The organism is Sphingobacterium multivorum (assembly GCF_900457465.1).
Classification (GTDB): domain Bacteria; phylum Bacteroidota; class Bacteroidia; order Sphingobacteriales; family Sphingobacteriaceae; genus Sphingobacterium; species Sphingobacterium multivorum.
Window position 1 is genome coordinate 1,579,016 of record NZ_UAUU01000011.1, and the last position, 19,005, is coordinate 1,598,020.

General features: G+C 37.1%; 20 protein-coding genes. 13 read left to right on the top strand and 7 right to left on the bottom strand.

Annotation, left to right across the window (positions count from 1 at the left end; all coding sequences use genetic code 11):
- The first annotated feature begins 17 nt into the window (after positions 1-17).
- A complete protein-coding gene (locus DTA23_RS24135; protein ID WP_070570553.1) occupies positions 18-485 on the top strand; it encodes an SRPBCC family protein in 468 nt (155 codons plus the stop codon).
- Positions 486-538: 53 nt separating this feature from the next.
- Positions 539-1,309, top strand: coding sequence for a TspO-related membrane protein (locus DTA23_RS24140; RefSeq protein ID WP_112376248.1), 771 nt, complete (start codon positions 539-541; stop codon positions 1,307-1,309).
- Between the two features lie 77 nt (positions 1,310-1,386).
- Here DTA23_RS24140 and DTA23_RS24145 read toward each other — a convergent pair whose 3' ends face one another.
- Positions 1,387-2,496 (bottom strand): serine hydrolase domain-containing protein, encoded by a 1,110-nt coding sequence (locus tag DTA23_RS24145; RefSeq protein WP_070570557.1) that lies wholly within the window; start codon positions 2,494-2,496, stop codon positions 1,387-1,389.
- A 290-nt stretch (positions 2,497-2,786) separates the two neighbouring features.
- Here DTA23_RS24145 and DTA23_RS24150 point away from each other — a divergent pair, with 290 nt between their 5' ends.
- From DTA23_RS24150 to DTA23_RS24205, 9 genes are all read left to right on the top strand, one after another.
- A complete protein-coding gene (locus tag DTA23_RS24150; protein WP_070570559.1) occupies positions 2,787-3,350 on the top strand; it encodes a dihydrofolate reductase family protein in 564 nt (187 codons plus the stop codon).
- Positions 3,351-3,452: 102 nt separating this feature from the next.
- Positions 3,453-4,751: a spondin domain-containing protein gene (locus DTA23_RS24155; protein ID WP_112376249.1), complete on the top strand. Its 1,299-nt coding sequence runs from the start codon at positions 3,453-3,455 to the stop codon at positions 4,749-4,751.
- A 161-nt stretch (positions 4,752-4,912) separates the two neighbouring features.
- Positions 4,913-5,614, top strand: a complete 702-nt coding sequence (locus DTA23_RS24160; protein WP_112376250.1) for a peroxiredoxin-like family protein — start codon at positions 4,913-4,915, stop codon at positions 5,612-5,614.
- Between the two features lie 79 nt (positions 5,615-5,693).
- Complete coding sequence (locus tag DTA23_RS24165; RefSeq protein WP_112376251.1) at positions 5,694-6,533, top strand: AraC family transcriptional regulator; 840 nt, start codon at positions 5,694-5,696, stop codon at positions 6,531-6,533.
- A 1,121-nt stretch (positions 6,534-7,654) separates the two neighbouring features.
- Positions 7,655-8,032, top strand: a complete 378-nt coding sequence (locus DTA23_RS24180) for a DUF4348 domain-containing protein (protein ID WP_112376254.1) — start codon at positions 7,655-7,657, stop codon at positions 8,030-8,032.
- A 381-nt stretch (positions 8,033-8,413) separates the two neighbouring features.
- Positions 8,414-9,529 carry a TlpA family protein disulfide reductase gene (locus tag DTA23_RS24185; RefSeq protein WP_112376255.1) on the top strand — a complete coding sequence of 372 codons (1,116 nt, stop codon included), beginning with the start codon at positions 8,414-8,416 and terminating at the stop codon, positions 9,527-9,529.
- Between the two features lie 227 nt (positions 9,530-9,756).
- Positions 9,757-10,512 (top strand): DUF6882 domain-containing protein, encoded by a 756-nt coding sequence (locus DTA23_RS24190; RefSeq protein WP_204991087.1) that lies wholly within the window; start codon positions 9,757-9,759, stop codon positions 10,510-10,512.
- A gap of 174 nt (positions 10,513-10,686) precedes the next feature.
- Positions 10,687-11,259, top strand: coding sequence for an SMI1/KNR4 family protein (locus DTA23_RS24195; RefSeq protein ID WP_146753194.1), 573 nt, complete (start codon positions 10,687-10,689; stop codon positions 11,257-11,259).
- Positions 11,260-11,814: 555 nt separating this feature from the next.
- The gene (locus DTA23_RS24205; RefSeq protein ID WP_112374444.1) at positions 11,815-12,990 is read left to right on the top strand and encodes an IS4 family transposase; all 1,176 of its coding nucleotides are present in this window, start codon (positions 11,815-11,817) and stop codon (positions 12,988-12,990) included.
- Positions 12,991-13,062: 72 nt separating this feature from the next.
- Here DTA23_RS24205 and DTA23_RS24210 read toward each other — a convergent pair whose 3' ends face one another.
- Both DTA23_RS24210 and DTA23_RS29845 read right to left on the bottom strand, forming a co-directional pair.
- Entirely contained in the window at positions 13,063-13,758 is a 696-nt protein-coding gene (locus DTA23_RS24210; RefSeq protein WP_256604648.1) for a transglutaminase-like domain-containing protein, read from the bottom strand.
- A gap of 10 nt (positions 13,759-13,768) precedes the next feature.
- Positions 13,769-14,092 (bottom strand): hypothetical protein, encoded by a 324-nt coding sequence (locus tag DTA23_RS29845; RefSeq protein ID WP_256604649.1) that lies wholly within the window; start codon positions 14,090-14,092, stop codon positions 13,769-13,771.
- Positions 14,093-14,428: 336 nt separating this feature from the next.
- Here DTA23_RS29845 and DTA23_RS29850 point away from each other — a divergent pair, with 336 nt between their 5' ends.
- Together DTA23_RS29850 and DTA23_RS29855 are read left to right on the top strand one after the other, a co-directional pair.
- Entirely contained in the window at positions 14,429-14,839 is a 411-nt protein-coding gene (locus DTA23_RS29850) for a hypothetical protein (RefSeq protein ID WP_256604650.1), read from the top strand.
- The gene (locus DTA23_RS29855; protein ID WP_256604651.1) at positions 14,823-15,383 is read left to right on the top strand and encodes a transporter; all 561 of its coding nucleotides are present in this window, start codon (positions 14,823-14,825) and stop codon (positions 15,381-15,383) included. The genes DTA23_RS29850 and DTA23_RS29855 overlap by 17 nt, the downstream gene beginning before the upstream one ends.
- A 1-nt stretch (position 15,384) precedes the next feature.
- On the opposite strand, the gene DTA23_RS24220 is transcribed toward DTA23_RS29855, so the two are convergent.
- The 4 genes from DTA23_RS24220 to DTA23_RS28155 all read right to left on the bottom strand — a co-directional run bounded on the left by DTA23_RS24220 (position 15,385) and on the right by DTA23_RS28155 (position 18,748).
- On the bottom strand, positions 15,385-15,675 hold the full coding sequence (locus DTA23_RS24220; protein WP_112376257.1) for a hypothetical protein: 291 nt from the start codon (positions 15,673-15,675) through the stop codon (positions 15,385-15,387).
- Between the two features lie 110 nt (positions 15,676-15,785).
- Complete coding sequence (locus DTA23_RS28145; protein ID WP_204991088.1) at positions 15,786-16,700, bottom strand: response regulator; 915 nt, start codon at positions 16,698-16,700, stop codon at positions 15,786-15,788.
- Between the two features lie 51 nt (positions 16,701-16,751).
- Positions 16,752-17,480, bottom strand: coding sequence for a histidine kinase dimerization/phospho-acceptor domain-containing protein (locus DTA23_RS28150; protein ID WP_218565461.1), 729 nt, complete (start codon positions 17,478-17,480; stop codon positions 16,752-16,754).
- Positions 17,481-17,482: 2 nt separating this feature from the next.
- A complete protein-coding gene (locus DTA23_RS28155; protein ID WP_218565462.1) occupies positions 17,483-18,748 on the bottom strand; it encodes a CHASE3 domain-containing protein in 1,266 nt (421 codons plus the stop codon).
- Positions 18,749-19,005: the final 257 nt, after the last annotated feature.

The following is a 19,005-nucleotide window of genomic DNA, read 5'->3' on the forward strand; positions in this document are numbered from 1 at the left end:
AAGTTAGCTCAAATCAGATGAGGTACAAATTATATAGAGAACAGCAATTGACCTGCGATATGGATACCGCATGGGCATTTTTTTCGTCACCCATGAATCTTTCAGAAATTACTCCAAAAGATATGGGTTTTGTAGTCACCTCAGACTGTGATCAACAAGAAATTTTTGAAGGAATGATCATCGATTATTTGGTATCTCCGATTCTTCGGTTTCCGCTGAAGTGGAAGACCAAAATAACGCAGGTGGAAAAGAATAAAAGTTTTACTGATTTCCAACTAAAGGGACCTTATGCCTATTGGAATCATTTTCATGAATTTATTCCAAACGAAAATGGGGTACTCATGAAAGACAGGGTTGACTATGAATTGCCTTTGGGGATTCTAGGCACAATTGCGCATGGAATTTTTGTTAAAAGGAAGTTGGAGCGAATCTTCGATTACCGTCATCAGGTTTTAGAAAAATTATTTAATCAAACTCAGAATTAGTGGTAACGAATCTATTGCAGTTCACGTGACCGAAAAGAAAGAAGTAGTCTACAATGAAGAAATTTTATCAAATAAGCAATGGAGTTGCTTTGGTCATCACTGTGATCATTAATTACCTATCCAATACGGGGATTTTTAATGGGGAGACCATGGCAACAATTTCTGCTAAATATCAAAATCTATTTACACCTGCGGGATATGCCTTTTCCATATGGGGTCTCATTTATTTGGGGTTGTTTGGATTTGTAATTTATTTTGGTCCTTTTGTCAGACAGACAAATGAAAAAGATAAAGTAGTTTTAAAAGTCGGATGGTGGTTCTTGATTTCTTGTCTAGCAAATAGTTTATGGGTCATTACCTGGTTGTATGACTATACCTTTTTAACTATTTTATTGATGGTCTTACTTTTTGTGTCGCTATTAAAGATAATTTACTATACACAAACTATTGCGTTTCATGCTGCACGCAGCAAGCGTATATTTCTTAAGATCCCTTTTCAACTTTATGCAGGGTGGATTTCTGTCGCTTTGATTGCCAATATTGCAGCCTATCTGACGAAGATAGGCTGGGGAGGTTTTGGATTATCAGCTACCATGTGGGCTATTATCATGTTTTCAATTGCATTAATTCTTCACTTATTGATGATCTGGCAACGTCATTTGCCGGTATTTGGACTTGTCGCCGTATGGGCTTTAATAGCCATTGCAGCTGCTAATAAATTAGTTAATAGCACTGTATATGCAGCGGCTATAATGGCAGCCATTATTGTTTTGCTAAATGTAATTGTGTACTTTATTCAATATCGTAAGCGACAGCCTTTCTAGTCCTTGCCTAATAAAGTGCATGATTCTGTTGGCAATCGAATTTTAAGCTTTCCATAGTAATGCAGCGAAACCAACTATTATTTTATTGCTGATTTTGCAATCAATAGCTTTTGAAATTCTTTTCCGATAAATGGATTGATGACGTGCTGAAATCCTTTTTGCAATGTAAAGACAGTGATAGTCGCATCAGACTCCGGCGAATAGATCACATCTGTTCCCCACCAACCCCCATGATAGTAGGCGTTGAATCCCATGTCAAAATGATAAATTCCCAAACAATATTTAGATTTATCCGACGAAAGAACATAGGTATGCATCGCTTCTAGAAGCTTTTTATCCTGAATGATTTTCCCGTTAAATAGATATTGGAAAAACAGGGAAGTCTCTTTGGCTGTTGCTGCAATTCCGCCGCCTCCGTACAGATCCCAGGAAGGATCAATAGCATAAGAGTCCCAGTTGTATTTGTTAGCGTATTGATGGGCGAGTGGCAAGGTGCTTTCAGGATAATGCTCTAAGTTTATAAACCATGTCTTTGTAAGATTTAATTCTTTGTATTTCAGTAAATTTCGAATAGCTGTATAAAATGGCAGATGCGTTTTTTGCTCAATAATCTCGGTGAGGAGCAAATAATTAATATCAGCGTAACTAAACTTTTCCCCGACAGGCTGTGGGCTCCCGATATCGATGGATCTTCTGATCTGCTCGTCTTTTTTCCATTTATATTTAGGATGCTGATTGACGAATTCAAAATAAGCTTCATCTACATAATCTTGAATTCCCGAAGTATGTGACAGCAAGTTCTTTATAGTGATTCCCGCTAGATTATAGCCATCGCTTTCAAATAGGTGACGTGTTTTTTTTGATAATAAATTGGCAATCGGTTGATCAATAGAAAATTCACCTTTTTCTACCAATCTTAGCATTGCTGCAGCAACATAAGGTTTTGTGTTGCTAGCAATCAAAACAGGCTGTTGGTCTTCCAGCGCTTGGTTCGTGCTGGTATCTGCTACTCCTCTTGCATAACTCCAGGAAATATTGTATTTCGGCGCTTCTACATGAACAATAATCCCGATTGCATCTTTATTTTTATCATAAATAGAATCTACTTTATGCTTAAAAACTGGCTGTAATTGAGCCCATCCGATTAATGGAATAAACATGGTATTTAACAACACGATTTTTTTCATATATTCTTTTCTAAACGTGTATCTCAGATCCAGAAACTGTCTGAGCATTGCTAAGTATATTTCTTTACTACTTCACTAACAGACGCCACTGCACCTGCAAAAGCATTGATCCTACAGCAGGGGTAACGGATTTTGCTTCCTGTTGCGCTTGTGAAAATAAGAATTAAAATAATAATCTTGATGGTGAAAAATGTAAAATAGCACATCAGTTTTATTTCTTGTCGTATGCAAAGTCTTTTCAATATATAAAATGTTAGATTTATGGTGTAAAAGAAGCTTATCGTAAGGATATGAGAAAAGTAATTGCAGCATTCAATATGACCCTTGACGGGTTTTGTGATCATACAGCAGGCATTCCCGATGAGGAAATACATCTTCATTATACGCATCTATTAAATAACGCTGATGTCATTTTGTATGGTAGGATTGCTTATCAGCTTATGGAATATTGGCGGCCTTTTGTGAAAAGTCCCTCAGGTGAAAAATCAATGGATGACTTTGCATTGGCTATCGATAAAATTCCAAAAGTTGTTTTTTCAAATAGCCTGAAAAATATAGACTGGGCAAGTGCAAAATTGGCCGATGGTATACTTAAAGATGAATTATTGAAATTGAAACAGCAATCCGGTAGGGATATTTTGGTTGGGAGTCGAAGTTTAATTGTACAGTTGTTGAATCTCAATTTGATCGACGAATTTCAACTGTGCATTTATCCTGTTGTTGTAGGACAGGGGCTTTCACTTTTTGAAAATATAATCGATAGAAAAGTTTTTAAATTATTAAAAACAAAGCCTTTTTCTGGCGGATCAGTCCTCTTGTACTATCAATACAGTCCAACACCTACTTCCCTATAAACTATTCCATCGGGAAATATCGGCAACACAGCGGGAAATCCAGATACCTGCAGCTCCTCTGATGAAATTTACATTTGTAATGTAATTTAAAAAGAATTCATTATGAAATATAAACATTCAATTTTGTGGGCTATAGCAGCACTCCCCTCGCTAATTACCGCTTGCAAAAGAAATGATGCTATGCCATCGATGTCGGAGACGACCATCACGATAGAAAATGTATTGGATTCGAAACCATTGGTCGAGTCTGGTCGTTTTAAAAACAATGGTGCTTCGCCAGTGATTATGCCTGGTGAAGCAATTTCAATTAAGTTTTCTGCAGCCGAGGGACAAGCGCTTAGCTTTGCAACGATGTATGGTTGGTCGAATGATTTGTTTTTTGCTCCAGAAAATCCTGGCATAAAGCTGTATCAGGACAATGGAACTCCGGTTGAGGGCGATGTTTCGGTACAGATCAAATTATGGGATAATGGTACTCGTATCAATCAGAAACCAGGCGCAGCTGTAATGCACCCGGGAACCACAGAAACTGCTCCAAAAGCTATTAGCGAAGTAAATGGAACCGATGCACAGGGCAATACTTATGCTGCAGCTTCTACTTTAATGAAGGCAACACTTCATTATGAAGGGAATTCCAATTTTACACTTATAATCACGAATACCTCTGGCGATACGAGCAATCCGACTCCCTTCAGTCCCGGAGTTTGGGCGATTTCATATATCGCAGGAGGCAAGCTGATAAATTCTAATCCATTATTTGAGGCAGGAAAACCAAGTGCAAATGGCATGACAAATATTGCGGAAATGGGAGACAATAGCGTTTTAGGAAATTATGTCAATACACAAACAGGTATTTTTACACCATTATCTCCGGTTTTGGTAGTGTTGTATAAAGGCATCGAAAACCCGATATATAAAACCGGTGAAAATGACCGTGGAAAAGGACTGAAAGATTTAGCGCAAAAAGGTGATGCATCAGGCCTGGCGACTTATCTTAAAACACTCGCAGGTGTAAAAGCTGTTTATATCCTTCCGGCGGCTAGCTCAACTGTATTACTTCCTAAAATCGGAGCGCAGGCGGGAAGTAGCGTTTCGCAGCAGTTAAGTGTAGCAAGTGGAGACCGAATTGCCATTGCAAGCATGTATGGGCTTTCCAACGATTGGTTCTTCGCCACAAAAGATAATGGAATTGATGCAACAGTAAAAGGAGATGTATCCTATTCAATCGGATTGTTTGACAATGGGACAGCGATTAATCAGTTTCCCGGAGCCGGCAATGAGCAAGCAGGATTAGGCGGCACTCCTGCGACAGAACGTAAACCTGTTATAGAAGTGCCTAATCCAAATGGGTTCACCACACTGCCATCAATTTCCAGCATGATAAAAGTAACAATCAACTAATTTTTGAGTCCGGTTATACGTACGAAAATCTCATGGATATTATTGTCCTTACTGGAGACAGGACAATCAGCAACCTATTACATGCGGGGCTAAAGTATCGATTGAGTTTCCATGGGGAAAAAGTATAGATTCAGTTTAATAAGTAGTAAATGTGTTGTAAAATGAAAAATTATATAAAAACAAAATTAGCTGCGTTTATTGCGTTGCTGTTATTCACGACGTGCATCGCAGGCATAGCCAATGCGCAAGAGCCTTCTCGCATGAGTAAAGCTGACGGCGTGATACATAAAATCGAAATGAAGCAATCCCCTTATCATATTCCGCAAAATCCGGAAGACATCAGCCCACTATTGTGTGGAGAAAAAATACCGATGGCCGTATTGTTTGACGTTTCCGGTAAACGATTTGATCTCAATAGGGCGATTTCCCAAAAACCGACCATTTTGGTTTTCTACCGCGGTGGCTGGTGTCCTTATTGTATCAGACAACTTTCGGGCTTACAAGAGGCCTTTTCAGGATTGGAAGAAATGGGGTATCAGTTGATTGCCATAAGCACAGACGAATCTGAAGGACTAATGGAAGCTGCAGCAAAAGAAAAATTAAGCTATACACTTTTATCGGATTCAGATCTTGCGCTGTCGAAACAAATGGGGATTGCATATAAAGCTCCAAAAGACTATTGGGAGATGCTTCCGAAAACAACTGGAGGTAAGGACAGCGAGTTATTGCTCCCAGTGCCATCAGTTTTTATAGTCGATCAAACGGGAACCATACACTTTGAATTTATCAATCCCGATTTCAAACAGAGATTGTCCTCCAATCTGCTGCTTGCAGCTGCAAGCAGCATTAAAGAAGACCTTTAAATTTCTAGTTTTTGGGTCGTAGACTCTTAAGAAAATGATTAAATTTAAGCGAATTGAAATGCTGTAAGTAAACGACAACATGATTAGGGAGTATAATGATAACGTGACCGCAGCACGGTTTGTGATGCATAGTGACAACAACCAGTTTTCAGGTAGGGGACTTCGTAATGCGGGTTCTCTGCCTATCAACACATTTATCTACAACAAGGGCGGCGAACAGAAAGTGACGATCGATGAGATTAGCTATACGATGCCAGCAAGGTGTATACTTCCTTTGGTTTCCAATCAGCATTTTGTATTTGAGCAGCCCGATGCGCTGACTGCCTGGCAGTTTAATAGGGAGTTCTATTGTATCGTTGACCACGATGCTGAGGTCGGTTGTGTTGGTTTTCTGTTCTATGGTATTCGACATCCAATGTTCATTGTATTAAATGATACTGCTGTCGAAGAAATGTCTCATCTGGAGAATGTGTTTTCCAATGAGATGATGGTAAAAGATAATTTTCAGGGTGAAATGCTGCGCACCCTTCTTAAGAGAGTTATTATCAATACCACAAGAATTGCAAAGCTCCAAAGTGAAAGCTATCAGCTATTTCCAGACGAAAAAATGGATATTGTGAGAAAGTTTGCATTGCTACTGGAATGTAACTTTAAAGAGGAACATGAAGTCAGGTTCTATGCCGCTGCACTCAACAAATCACCAAAAACACTGAGCAATGTATTTGGTCTGTTGAAACAGTCAGCGCCATCTGTTCTTATCCGTAACCGAATAATTCTTGAGGCTAAAAGGTACCTCCATTATACCGAGAAGTCAGCGAAGGAAATAGCCTACGAACTTGGTTTTGAAAGTCCTGCCCATTTTAGCCGGTTTTTCAAAAAGTATTCTGGAACAAATGTTTCAGCTTTTAAGAACCTTTGATCATAATTCAAGGCGCGGGTTGCCGTTTAGAGAAAGACTATATTGTGTGGGAATTTGATTTTATACCTTTCAATGAATATGCGATTAAGGTTTCCTTATGAAAAATAAGTGAATTTGCTCTTAAAATAAAACGTATGCCATTGGTAAGCTGGCGCTAGAAAATTGAAGCCCAATATAACAAATTATTAATAGTCTGTAAATGAAGTTATTAAAACGATATTTTGTGTTGATAGGGATGATCATTGCATTGATTTTTATGTACATTGCAATTTCGATTTATCCGGGTGGGACGTACCAGAATGAATCATCGATTGGATTTGATTGGTCAAAGAATTTTTTTAGTAACTTATTTGGAGAAAAAGCATTAAATGGAGCCGAAAACACGCTAAATACTGGGCATTTATAGGTATGTTTTTCTATTCCATAAGCTGTGCTGTATTTTTTGTTCGTATGTCAAAAAAAATTCCAAATACAACAGCGTCAAATTTCATAAAGTATGTTGGAGTACTTACCATGCCCTTTACATTTTTTATAATTACACGCTTTCATGATTTGATGTTGGCTATTTCAACTAATCTGTTTTATTCATGCGTGGTATGTATTACCGTATACGTGCTTAAATCTAAACTCACTTTTTTTAAATATTATTGCGTGTTATGTTTATTCATCTTTTATTATGCAACCTATTTGTATGTTACAGGACAGTGGGATTTGCTTTCATTGATACAGAAAATAAATAATGGCAGCACCATTGTATTGATTATAGGGCTTGAGTATTTTACGGATCAAACCGATTTTTCAAAAAGTATAGGATGACCTATATTTTTCAAGAATTGTTTAAGCATTTCATGTCCTGCAACCAGACTACAAATTTCGCCCGATAATTTTCTTTGTTTTCAACAATTTGGGTGCTAACTTATGACCTATAAAAGCATTAAAAATGCAAATCGATTCAATGGTAAAAAACTTCATTTGTTTAAACTTTTTATTGACAATATCAGGATTGGATTGGTTTAATATGATGACTTTGTTTTAGCTAGTGATCCTCAAAGTTTATTAATCATTGGAGCTAAAATAGGAGAATCCAAATAATCAACAAACAGAAACGGAGCACAAAGAAAATGAAAAAAAGAATCTATAATCTAATAGTCGCTGCCCTAATTTTTGGATTTTTCACGGATTGTCACCAAAAAGAAAATAAAAATTCAAATTTTAATAAAGAAAACAGGTTAACATTTACTGAAAAAGAGAGTACAGTGTATGTTGAGAAGTTTGATGATTTTCTTGTTCATTTCTTTTGTGACTCAATATTTCAAATAAGCAGAATAGATTTTCCACTCAGAGGCATGTCAACTGAGTTTGTTTTTAATGAAGAAAAAGCAAGAGATTCAGTAGGAAACTTCTTTTTCATTAAGGACAGGAAATTTTATTGGACTAAAATGAATTGGACCTTCATCCAGTCCGCTATTCTTAATAATGTTGAAGATTATTCCTTTTAAAAGAAGAAAGGAGATAATTATTATGAGATAACCTATCGGTCAAAGTTGGACGACATTGTTTTATTTTTTAGATTTCAATCTGTGTCAGGACATTGGTATCTAACATATTATAGTTTTGAATGGAACTAGATAAATGATCATTTGGGGAAGAGCAAATTAATAGAGCTTCTTTTGACCATCATCAAGGGAGACTTTTTCTCAATATTTATGATAGGATAGATTTCGTTCAATGAGGCTATGTGATTAGATGGGAACTGACAACCTATCTTTTCTTGATACTACAATGGTAATTTTCTAACCAAAGGATTAGTTTTTTGCAGATGAATTGCATTTGTGATCTATAACTAGTAATTTGATTAGTATAAACCTAATTTAATAGTTATGGGAAAACGGTCAACTGCATTATTGGCTATCGTTTCATTCTTGTTATCGATGCCTTTGATAATCTTAGGGCAGAGAAATAACGGCTTTATTATTCAAGGAAAGATCGACACTGTTCCGAATGCGAAATATAGAATTATGTATAGAAATAATGAAAAGAAAATAGATGATTCGTTACAATTATCTGCGGATCGAACGTTTACTTTTCATGGTAGTATTGGTGAGCCGACGCGGGTTAATTTTATTATTGATAATGATTTCAATCCACGACGTGTAAAAGATCAAATTGTTTACTCATTTTGGGTTTCGCCGGGGGATACGGTAGACTTTCATGGTCTAACAGGTTGGCTTGTGGGCCCTAAAAGCAATTTGAGAATAGATGATAGCAAATATGTATTGAAAGGTTCCACATTGGATAAGATAGCAATTACCTATGGCGAAAACCGAAGAGCCATCTATTTATCAAATAAAGACCAAGAAAAAGCGACCGGACTAGAGGACAGCATAATAAGCAAATTTATCCAAAGTAACCCTAACAGTTTCTATAGCTTGTACCTTTTGAACAAATCTTTTTCGTCCTTGAGTAGACACCCCGATTTGCTAAATACTTTGTATAACGCATTGTCAACCGAGCAAAAAAATAGCTTCACAGGCATACTTTTGAACAAAAAGGTAAAGGCTCAGCCTCAGCTTGAAATCGGCAAAAGTCTTCCCATATTTGAGCTTGCAAACGATAACGGCAATCTCGTTAGTCTTGAAGACTTCAGAGGTAAATATGTTTTGGTGGAGTTTTGGGCAAGTTGGTGCGGGCCATGCCGCAAGGAATTTCCCCTTTTGCAATCTTTGTATAGCGAATACAAATCAAAAAACTTTGAGATCCTGGCCGTATCGATCGATGAATCACGTATGGACTGGCTTACAGCGATAAATAATGAAAAGCTTTTATGGACTAATGTAAGGGACAAAGGGGGCTTTAGTGGTGAACTTTATCAGATTTTTGGTTTAAAAGGAGTTCCTGACAACTTTCTTTTAGACAAAGAAGGAAAGATTGTAGCACGAAACCTTCGGAGTAGTGAATTAAAAAAAGTATTGTATAAATTGATTTCGGACAATTAGTTATAGGAAGAAGCAAACGTTTATTATTCTAAAATGACATAGATGAGACTGCATTACATTGATTCAGGTTTATTCCATTGCGGGATACAGAAGAAAATTTTATTTTGATCAATAGATGCCATATCATTATATTGTCACTCTGATAGAAGCTGAAAGGCCAGATAGTCATTCAGTTTTAAGTAGTTAGAAATGTTGTAAAGACTGCCAAAAATAAAACATATACAAAGTTGGGAATAAATTACGGACAGTTTGCTGGTAAAAAGTGTCGTGAACTTATGCAAATCCAGGAAATATTTAGAGAACAATTGGGCATGGACGGCTATCAACATTGGTTTTACGATGCTGAACTTGCACTCTTGCGGTTATACAATGACGATAAAGATCAATTGTATTTCAAATATATTCCTATTGGTACTTTTTCACTTATATCAGAAACGTGGATGTGGAGTTGGTGCAATGACCATTGTATCGAGCCTAATAAGGACAGCACATTTGCAGTTAGAGAATTTGGAATCAAAAACGATTACCGAAAATTGACAGATGGAACTTTCCCGGCCGATGAGTTCGATTGTTGGGAATTTGCGGCGATATCTTTTGATCTTTTGGGCGGCATCGGTGTGTATAGGGTTTCCACCGAAAAGCTCCAAAACTATTTTCTCATTATTGCCGTTTTGGAGGAAGATTCTCGGGAAGTTATCCATTTTAACCAAGCAAAAGTTGAATGCAAAATCCATGGACGATCGAGACCCGCATTCGTTTGTAAGCATCTAAACTTAGAGGATCCCAAAGGTTTTGAAGAGGCTTTTGAAACATATAGAGGGATGGAACTTGGTGACGAAGACGATTTTCAAGCTTGGTGTGATAAATGTGAAAAGGTCAGGCTCAGAAATAATGGTTGGAACGAAGATGCTGAGAAATTCGCAAATATCAAACTTATATGTGAAGACTGTTACTTTGAACTGAAAAGCTTTAATTGTCATTGAAATTGATGATTATCACCTCAAGTATAGATGCTTTAAAACCAGCCTTACAAAATTATTAGGTATGTTAGAAAAATTATGGTGGAAAATCTAGAAGAAATAAAGATAGATCTTTTTCAGTTTATAAGGATAAGTCTAGAATGGATGGTGAACCTATGTGTACCAAAACAATCGTATATGAAATTTAGCAAAGAAAATTGGAGGCCTCATGAATATGAAGAATGGCTCGAATTAAACCTTGATCTGATTGGTAATTTAATTTCTGACAACAAAGTAGTAAAAGCTTTAAACGACGGTGTTCCAGAATCATTTGCTCCGTTTTCAAGTTTTAATAGGAAAGAGAGCTTTATATACTTTCAAACACTAAATGATTATTTCGATAAGAATTTTGAAAATGGTTTAGAATATATTGTATTTGGATCAGACGGAGCTGGGAATCCTTTTTGTATTAATAAATTAAACAACAGCGAAATTGTCCTTTTAGATTTTGAACTGGAGAAGATTGTCTCAACAAACAGAAACATAGATGAGTTTTTGGATTCAATATTGGCCTACAGAATGTTTATTAACGTTGTACAATCAAAATATGGTGCGGAAGCTTTATTTGATAACTTGTACAGGCAAGAGGATATTGAGACACTCAAACAAAAATTCTCAAAAATAAACGCTAATTTGCTATCAAGTTCGGAATTTTGGAAGCAGGAAATTGAAGAATTGATTGTAAATAAAAATGATAGTCCGACAAGTTGAATTTAAGCGTATGAAAATCTGCGATCAACAAATTGTGTTTATAAATACGCGGTAATGAAGGGCATTCACGTAAAGTCAAAGCCTTCGAGTCCGAGTGAGAAATTAAAATTCTATTTCGAAACGTTGCCAAATTATGATGAGCAATAATATGATAAAAAATGAACCACAAAAATCTCCTAGCACTAATTTTCATTGTAGTAAGCCAATTAGCGAATGCACAATTTGCAAAAATCGTTAATAAAGACGGGTATGTTGTTATTTATTGCGGAGATCTCCAAAAGTAGGCGGGATCAAACGTAATCACCTTGTTTTTTAAATATTTGTTATTGCTTTTGTCAAACCCACTTGGAACTAAAGAAAGGTACTGCAGATTGGGGTCGGCAGGCCTATATCTACTTTCTGTGTTAAACTGGCTTTTATTCGTGCATTGAATCCAGTATAAATTTTTTGCCATATAATAATCCAGATCACTTGCGTCCTAAACGTTTAAAAAGTGGCGGTGTTTAGATATAGCAAAGTTGCTATATTTAAATCGCAAAATTATAACACACCGCCATGATAAATTTAAACGTTTTTAGTCAGATTTTATCTCTTATCGACCGCGAATTATTCAAAGATTTGGTTTCAAAGCACAAAAGTGACAAACATCAGAAAGGGATCAACAGCTGGACGCATCTAGTCAGTATGCTTTTCTGTCATTTTTCCTCGGCAGATTCGGTTCGTGATATTAGTAACGGTTTACGCAGTACCACTGGTAATCTGAACCACTTAGGTGTAGTAAGAGCTCCAAGTAAGTCTAATATATCCTATATCAACACACACCGTACCCATGAACTTTTCAAAGATCTTTACTATTCTGTTTTGGATAGGCTTTGGCAAAAGGACACCCATTTTCGCAAAGATCTTGGTCAGCTAAAGCGTAAAGTATATCTGATGGATGCCAGCATCATCCCCTTATGTCTATCTGTATTTGACTGGGCTAAATTCAGGAGCACCAAAGGTGCGGTAAAACTGCACACCGTTCTGGATTATGATGGCTGCCTGCCTGTTTTTATGCAGATTACCGATGGAAAAGTACATGAGAGCCAGCGGGCCGGTAGTTACAGTTTTTCTAAGGGAAGCGTGGTGGTAGTGGACCGTGGCTACGTGGATTACAGCTGGCTTGGGGATTTGGACAGCAGGGGCTGTTATTTCGTTACCAGGAGTAAAACCAACATGAATTACAAGGTTATCAAATCATATCAGAGTGAAGCACTCTTGGAAAAGGGAATCATTAAAGATGAGATCATTGAGCTTTCCGGTGCTGCCTGCAATAAATACAATTCCAAACCGTTACGCCTGGTCCACTTTTGGGACAGCACCACTGGTAATGAGTACCACTTTTTGACCAATAATACTAAATGGAAGGCTTCTTTGGTGGCAAACATCTATAAACAACGCTGGCATATCGAAGTCTTCTTCAAGCATCTAAAGCAGCGCTTAAAAGTATCGACATTCATAGGGACTTCTGAAAATGCAGTGATGATACAGATCTGGACTTCACTGATCGGCATATTACTGTTAAAGTACCTCCAAAAGAAGGCCAAATATGATTGGAATCTTTCCAATCTTGTGGCATTTATCAGAATGAATATCTTCGTGAAAATAAACATCTGGAAATGGATAGATGATCCATTTGTCAGGCCTCCGGTCAAAGGAAAAAATGGACAGCTGAACATCTTCACGGAATGAAAAGTAGGGGTCAAAATTCAAATGAGCAAAAAATCAATGGTTGTAACACAGAAAACGACTCCTAAAATTTATTTAGGACACATGTGAATCCAGATACCAAAGTTTGCTTACTTTGGTCTCTGCGTTTAGCTTGAGCGATTGATTATTTTTTAAATGCTCCCTAACTTCTTCAATGCTCAGTAAATTGTTGTTGTCGTCCATCACAAATGTACCATGGGAAGGATCCATCCACAGCCATTTTTTTAGAGTTTCAGCATATACGCTATTGATCACATGGCAATCAGTATCTTTGTCGTCTTTTGGCATGCATGTAACATAGCGTGACTTAAATCCCATAGCGAGGTACATTTCATTTAACGTCATCGCTTTGTGCCGACAGTTGATACCCTTTCCCGTTGCCTTGTGGTAGTTGTAAAAATCAATTGCGTCAAATTCACATAGCGCCCAATTGCTGCCGTCATATTTAATGCTATTTGCCACGAAAAACATGATATTACGGATTTTGGAAATTTCGTCGCCATTACCAGCTATCGAGTCCAGGTTGAAAAAATTTTTTACTGCTAATAAATTACGATCGCTCGCTACCTCGTAGGTAAATATCGGCAAAGAGTCACTATTTGCTGAAACGTATCCTCCTGATTGCTGCAACAGGGTTAATTTATCGTATTGCTTCAGTTGGACCAATGCTTTTACAAATTTGCTTTCCTTTCGAATATTATCTAGATCCTGATCATTTAAAGCATTACGATAGTCGGTATATCCCCACAAAATTGCCTTTTCAAAACTTGAAACAGCTTGTTTTTTTTTGATTGAGTAATGATTGTAAACAAGCAAGGTTGAAGTTTATATTCGCATTGATTTCACTTATCGTAGTTTGATATTCCTGCTTTTCTTTTTCAGATAGCTGTAAGCTGTCCATTTTGGCCGATATGGCATTTAATACTGTGGCTGCTTTTTGATAATCCTTTGCCGGGTAATAATTATTATATTCCTGTTCTAACTTCTTAAAGTCTGAGAGGAATTTATGCCATGTCGTAGAAGCTGTCTGCGCGGATACACAGGTGGTCAATAGCATGAAAAGAAGAAGGTTAAATAGTTTCATTGGAGATTTTTAGTTAAAGTAAATAGTTTTATTATATCAATGTCAACTGTAATTTTTGTGCTTGAAAAGCGTTGTCCTATGATTTTATAAAATAGGATTTGCTTTAAGACAGTTATACCATGTGAATTATTACATCTGGCTCGTATAATATTATCCAAATACTTTTTAAATAATTATCGCTTAATTCGCTGTGATCGAATATCGTCTTTAATCCATTTAAGCGCTGCGCGATTAGGAGAATGAATATTAAGCGGAAATTATCTGGAAAATGCAACAAAACACGTGTAGAGTTGTTTGCATTTTGAATGATATTATAAGGGATTAATGATTCGTCATATGAAAAAGATATTTTATGTCTTTCTATTTATCCTTTCCATGATGAAAGTTTATGGTCAGGGGCATTACAACGGTTCATCGTTTAATCCCAACGATTATTTTGCTCCGCATGAAGGGTTGATTATACCAGTATGGTATGGTTATGCCAATATGAATTATTTCAATGGGCAGGGTAAAAAGACAGATCAATTGATTAATCCGGTTCCTGGAAATCCTACTGCTTTACAAATTGAACAAAAGGTGATCACGCATTCTTTTATCCTGATGGCAATTTACGGAGGAAAGGGAAAGATTTTGGGCGCCAATTGGGGACTGATGGTTATCCCGACAGTAAACAGTCCTACCGCCAATATTGCGTTGGACTACTATTCGCAGCAGACAGGTCCTGGAAGATATGTTTTTTACCAATAAAAGTTTAGGATTTGGCGACATGTATGTACAGCCAATCTGGTTATCATGGAAGCAGGGAAAGTTTCAATATGCATTAAATTATGGCCTATGGGCGCCGACTGGGAAATACGAGCATGGTAGTTTAGATAATGGGGGGCATGGATATTGGTCACATAATATACGTGGTGCTCTTAAATATAAACCAACTTCCAAGATCAATTTAAGTATTGCTCCTACATTAGAAATCAATCAGTGGCAAAAAAACACTGACTTTAAAGAAGGGAGTCATCTTACGTTTGATTTAGGTGGTTCGTATTTATTGAATTCCCGGGGAGATGAAGTGGGGTTATTTGGCAACTATTCCAAACAAGTATCCGACGACAAGGGAACAGAGGGAAGTTTTCTTTCTGACCAGAACGCGGGAATAGGTGCATTCGGATCGTATTGGGTGGTACCTCATAAAATCGGTATAATGGCCCGGGTAACGCAGAATTTTGCGACCGAAAATAGATTTGGTGGGATTGCTTTTCAAACAGGTGTAAATTTCCTAATACCGGCAAAATAACTCAGAGGATGCTATAAAACGCAGCTTTTGTGTTTGCTTCGAGCTCCTGTAGGCGAAATTGATTAACTACCGGTTCTCCCAAAAGAATCGTAAAAGATTCCCCTTGTTTATTTGAAATGCCTTCAAAAATTTCAGTCCACCATAGTGGAATATCATTGATCGATGTACCGAATACTTTTTCTGAAGGTGAATGCAGCGGTATTGTAATACTGTAATTTTCCAAATTGACGGTTTTATAATTTTTGTTGTGATAACCAAAATTAAGCGTTAGTATCCAGCCTAAGCTTGACATAGCACATGTATTAACAATTATCTTATCAGCATTTTGGTGGACGATAAATTATATATGACGCGATAATATGAACTCATTTATATGCTAAGCACGCCCATTTTCTATAATTATTAAACACTAATATATTTTTTGAGTACTTCGAGAAGGTCTGCCCGCCGTATTGGTTTGGGAAGAAAGTCGTTCATTCCGGATTCAAGACATTTTTCTTTTTCTCCCAGCACATTTCCGGCGGTAACACCTATGATCGGGATGTGTTGATATCCTGACAGCATTCTAATATGTTGTGTCGCCTCAATACCACTCATTATCGGCATCTGTACATCCATAATAATAAGGGAAAACTGCTTTTTCCTGCATTCTTCCAAAGCTTGTAAACCGTTTGCAGCTTCCGTTAAATGTATGTTGGGAGCTAGAGACTTCATTATCCTATTGTTCAGGACCATATTTACTGGGTTATCATCAACCAAAAGCACATCTAATTCCCGTGCAAATGCATGCGAATCTTTTTCTGGCTGATCCTGAATAATTTCTAATACAGTACTTCTGTCTACCTTTTTTAGGGTTTTGTATAGATCATGTGATTTTATAGGCTTCAACAGCAAATGTGTATTTTCTATTTTTCTAACTGAAGTAAGTATATCCAGTTCTTCTGAAGAAGAAGAAAGTACTATAAATGGAGCGATCTCCTTTCGCTGATTTAACAAGCCTTTTATTTTCTCAATTGTTTCCAATCCAGACATGATAGGCATATGATAATCCATCAAAATCACATCAAACCGCTCACCCTTCAACATGATATCCAGTGCTTCCATGCCGTTAGAAGCCAATGTGGATTTGATATTTTTATAGGTAAGCATGTGTTCAAGGATAATCCTGTTGCTTTCATTATCATCTACCACTAATGCCGTTTTAATAGCCGTTTCATCTTCTTCCTTCCATTCAGACTTTTCGTATGGAACCGTGAGATCGAAGAAAAATACAGATCCGCTGTCTATCTCGCTGTTTAGAGATAAATGACTCCCCATATAGCCCAAGATATTGTTTGAGATCGTTAGCCCTAGTCCCGTACCGCCAAATCACTTGCTGATTGAACTGTTTTCCTGGGTAAAGGCATCAAAAATATATTTCTGTTTCTCAACAGGAATGCCGATTCCTGTATCTCTTACCGAGAAACGCAAAGCAATCGTATGATCATCCATGCGCAATTTCTCTACTTTTAGTTCGATCTCACCCTTTTCTGTGAATTTCACAGCATTCCCTAGCAGATTGATCAAGATCTGTTTTAACCTGGCTTCATCAATAAAAAGTGTTTTCGGGAGGCCCGGCTCAACGTTGAGAAGAAGTTCGATGTTTTTTTTCTGGGATTGATAAAGAATCACGTTGATGACTTGACTTAACATATCATACACGTCACTTTTTTCGATCAAAAGTTCCATTTTTCCGGATTCTATTTTAGAAAAATCCAGTATATCATTGATAATGCTGAGCAGGTTTTCTCCTGATTCGTTGATGTAATTCAGATATTGTGTTTGTGTTTCATTCAGCGGTGTACGGAGGAGGAGGTCTGAAAATCCAATAACTCCGTTCAAAGGCGTACGGATCTCATGACTCATATTGGCCAGAAATTCGGATTTTGCCCTGCTGGCTATATCCGCAGTTTCCTTAGCGCTTTTCAGTTCTTCGTTTATTTTTACGGCATTTGTAATATTCTGTATGGAAATAATTATACCTCCAACCTCATCTTTTGTAAGATACCATGGCCCGACTTTAAGGTCGTAATGCTGAATTTCTTCTTTACCTTCCACCTTTACCGCAAATCCCCATCGATGTACGTTTCTCCCAAAAGCGCACTCCTGTAAATTTTTTTTCTTTCTTCTGGAATATTAGGCGATATTGTAAATAGATTATTGCCGATAAGATCGACATTATTCATATTAAATTCATCTCGCCATCTACTACTTACAGCAACGTAGTTAAGGGCTTTGTCCAACATTGCCAATGGAATAGGAACATCGGTGGCAAAAGACTGCATCATAGCCTCCTTCTCGGCAACCTCTAGAAACATTTTTTTGAAGGCATCAATGTCCTGAATAATTCCAAAAACCCTGTGGCATATTTCATTTTCAAATTCGGGAATACCCTTTATCCTTACCCAAATCGTAACGCCGTCATTACGCATGAGTTGCAGCTCCTCATCAAAAGAAATTCCTTGTTGTACTGCTCTGTCAAATAGATATTCTATTCGCTCTCTATTTTTTCCTTCGTAAAATCCAAGGGCATTTTCAAAAGTTGGTTGGAAATTAATGTTAGTTTTATGAATTTCTCGCACACTTTGAGACCAAGTGAGTTTTCCGCTTTTCATATTGACTTCCCAGCCTCCCACTTGGGCAACCGCACTTGTTTCCTCGAGCATTTCCTTCGTATAAAACAGATCTTTTTCCAACCTGTCCCGGCGCATTATGTCAGATTTTAGTTGAATATAGACGAAAATGGTGACACCGATTGCCGCAACTGCAGAAAATATAATGAACAAAACGGTCCGTTTGGTGGAGTTATTCAGGTCTTCATTTTTTATAGCAAGCTGACTTTCTCCATGTTTTACAAATTCCTGAACAAGCATTCGACATTTATCCATGATCTGCTTGTTTTGTTCAAGCTCTTCTGGGGTCATTAATATACCCTTTTTACGATTATTAATCAGCGAGGCATATTCTTTCATCAGCAGGTCTGAGGTGTGCCGCAGTTCATGAAAGATATTAATTTGGAGTTTATCTTTAAGATTAAACCTTTCTTTGTCAGCAATAAGCAGGGGATATTCTTTCCCGCTTTTATCCAACGGTTCAAGAAATTCTTCCTTGCCGGTAAGCTGGTAACCCCGATTGCCAGTTTCAGCATTTAACAGCGTGTTTAAAATATCCTTTATTAAACTGATAGATTCCTTCGTTTTTAAGAGGCTTTGCCTACTTTCCATCTGCTTATGTATGCTAATATAAGAGGCTATAGAACCCGTAATCAGCAGTATTAAAGAGAGCATTACACCGATCTGAAGATTTCTAATAATTTTTTTTGGCATAGGATGGTTGTTTACTGTTAAGATACTAAAAAAGTAAATAATTACCCCAGATTTCCTATTGAATACTTTGAATAATAATCCAAAGGTGGACAATGCTACTATCGGCGCCAATAATATATTGCACTGTTAAGTTGTTATTTTCAGATATTTAATTCGATCATTAAACAACTGGAAATGATATCTCAAAACTTCGCATAAGCACCACTGTCAAATTTGTTTTGTGCTTTCAGGAGTTCGGAGATAATGTTTGGTAAATT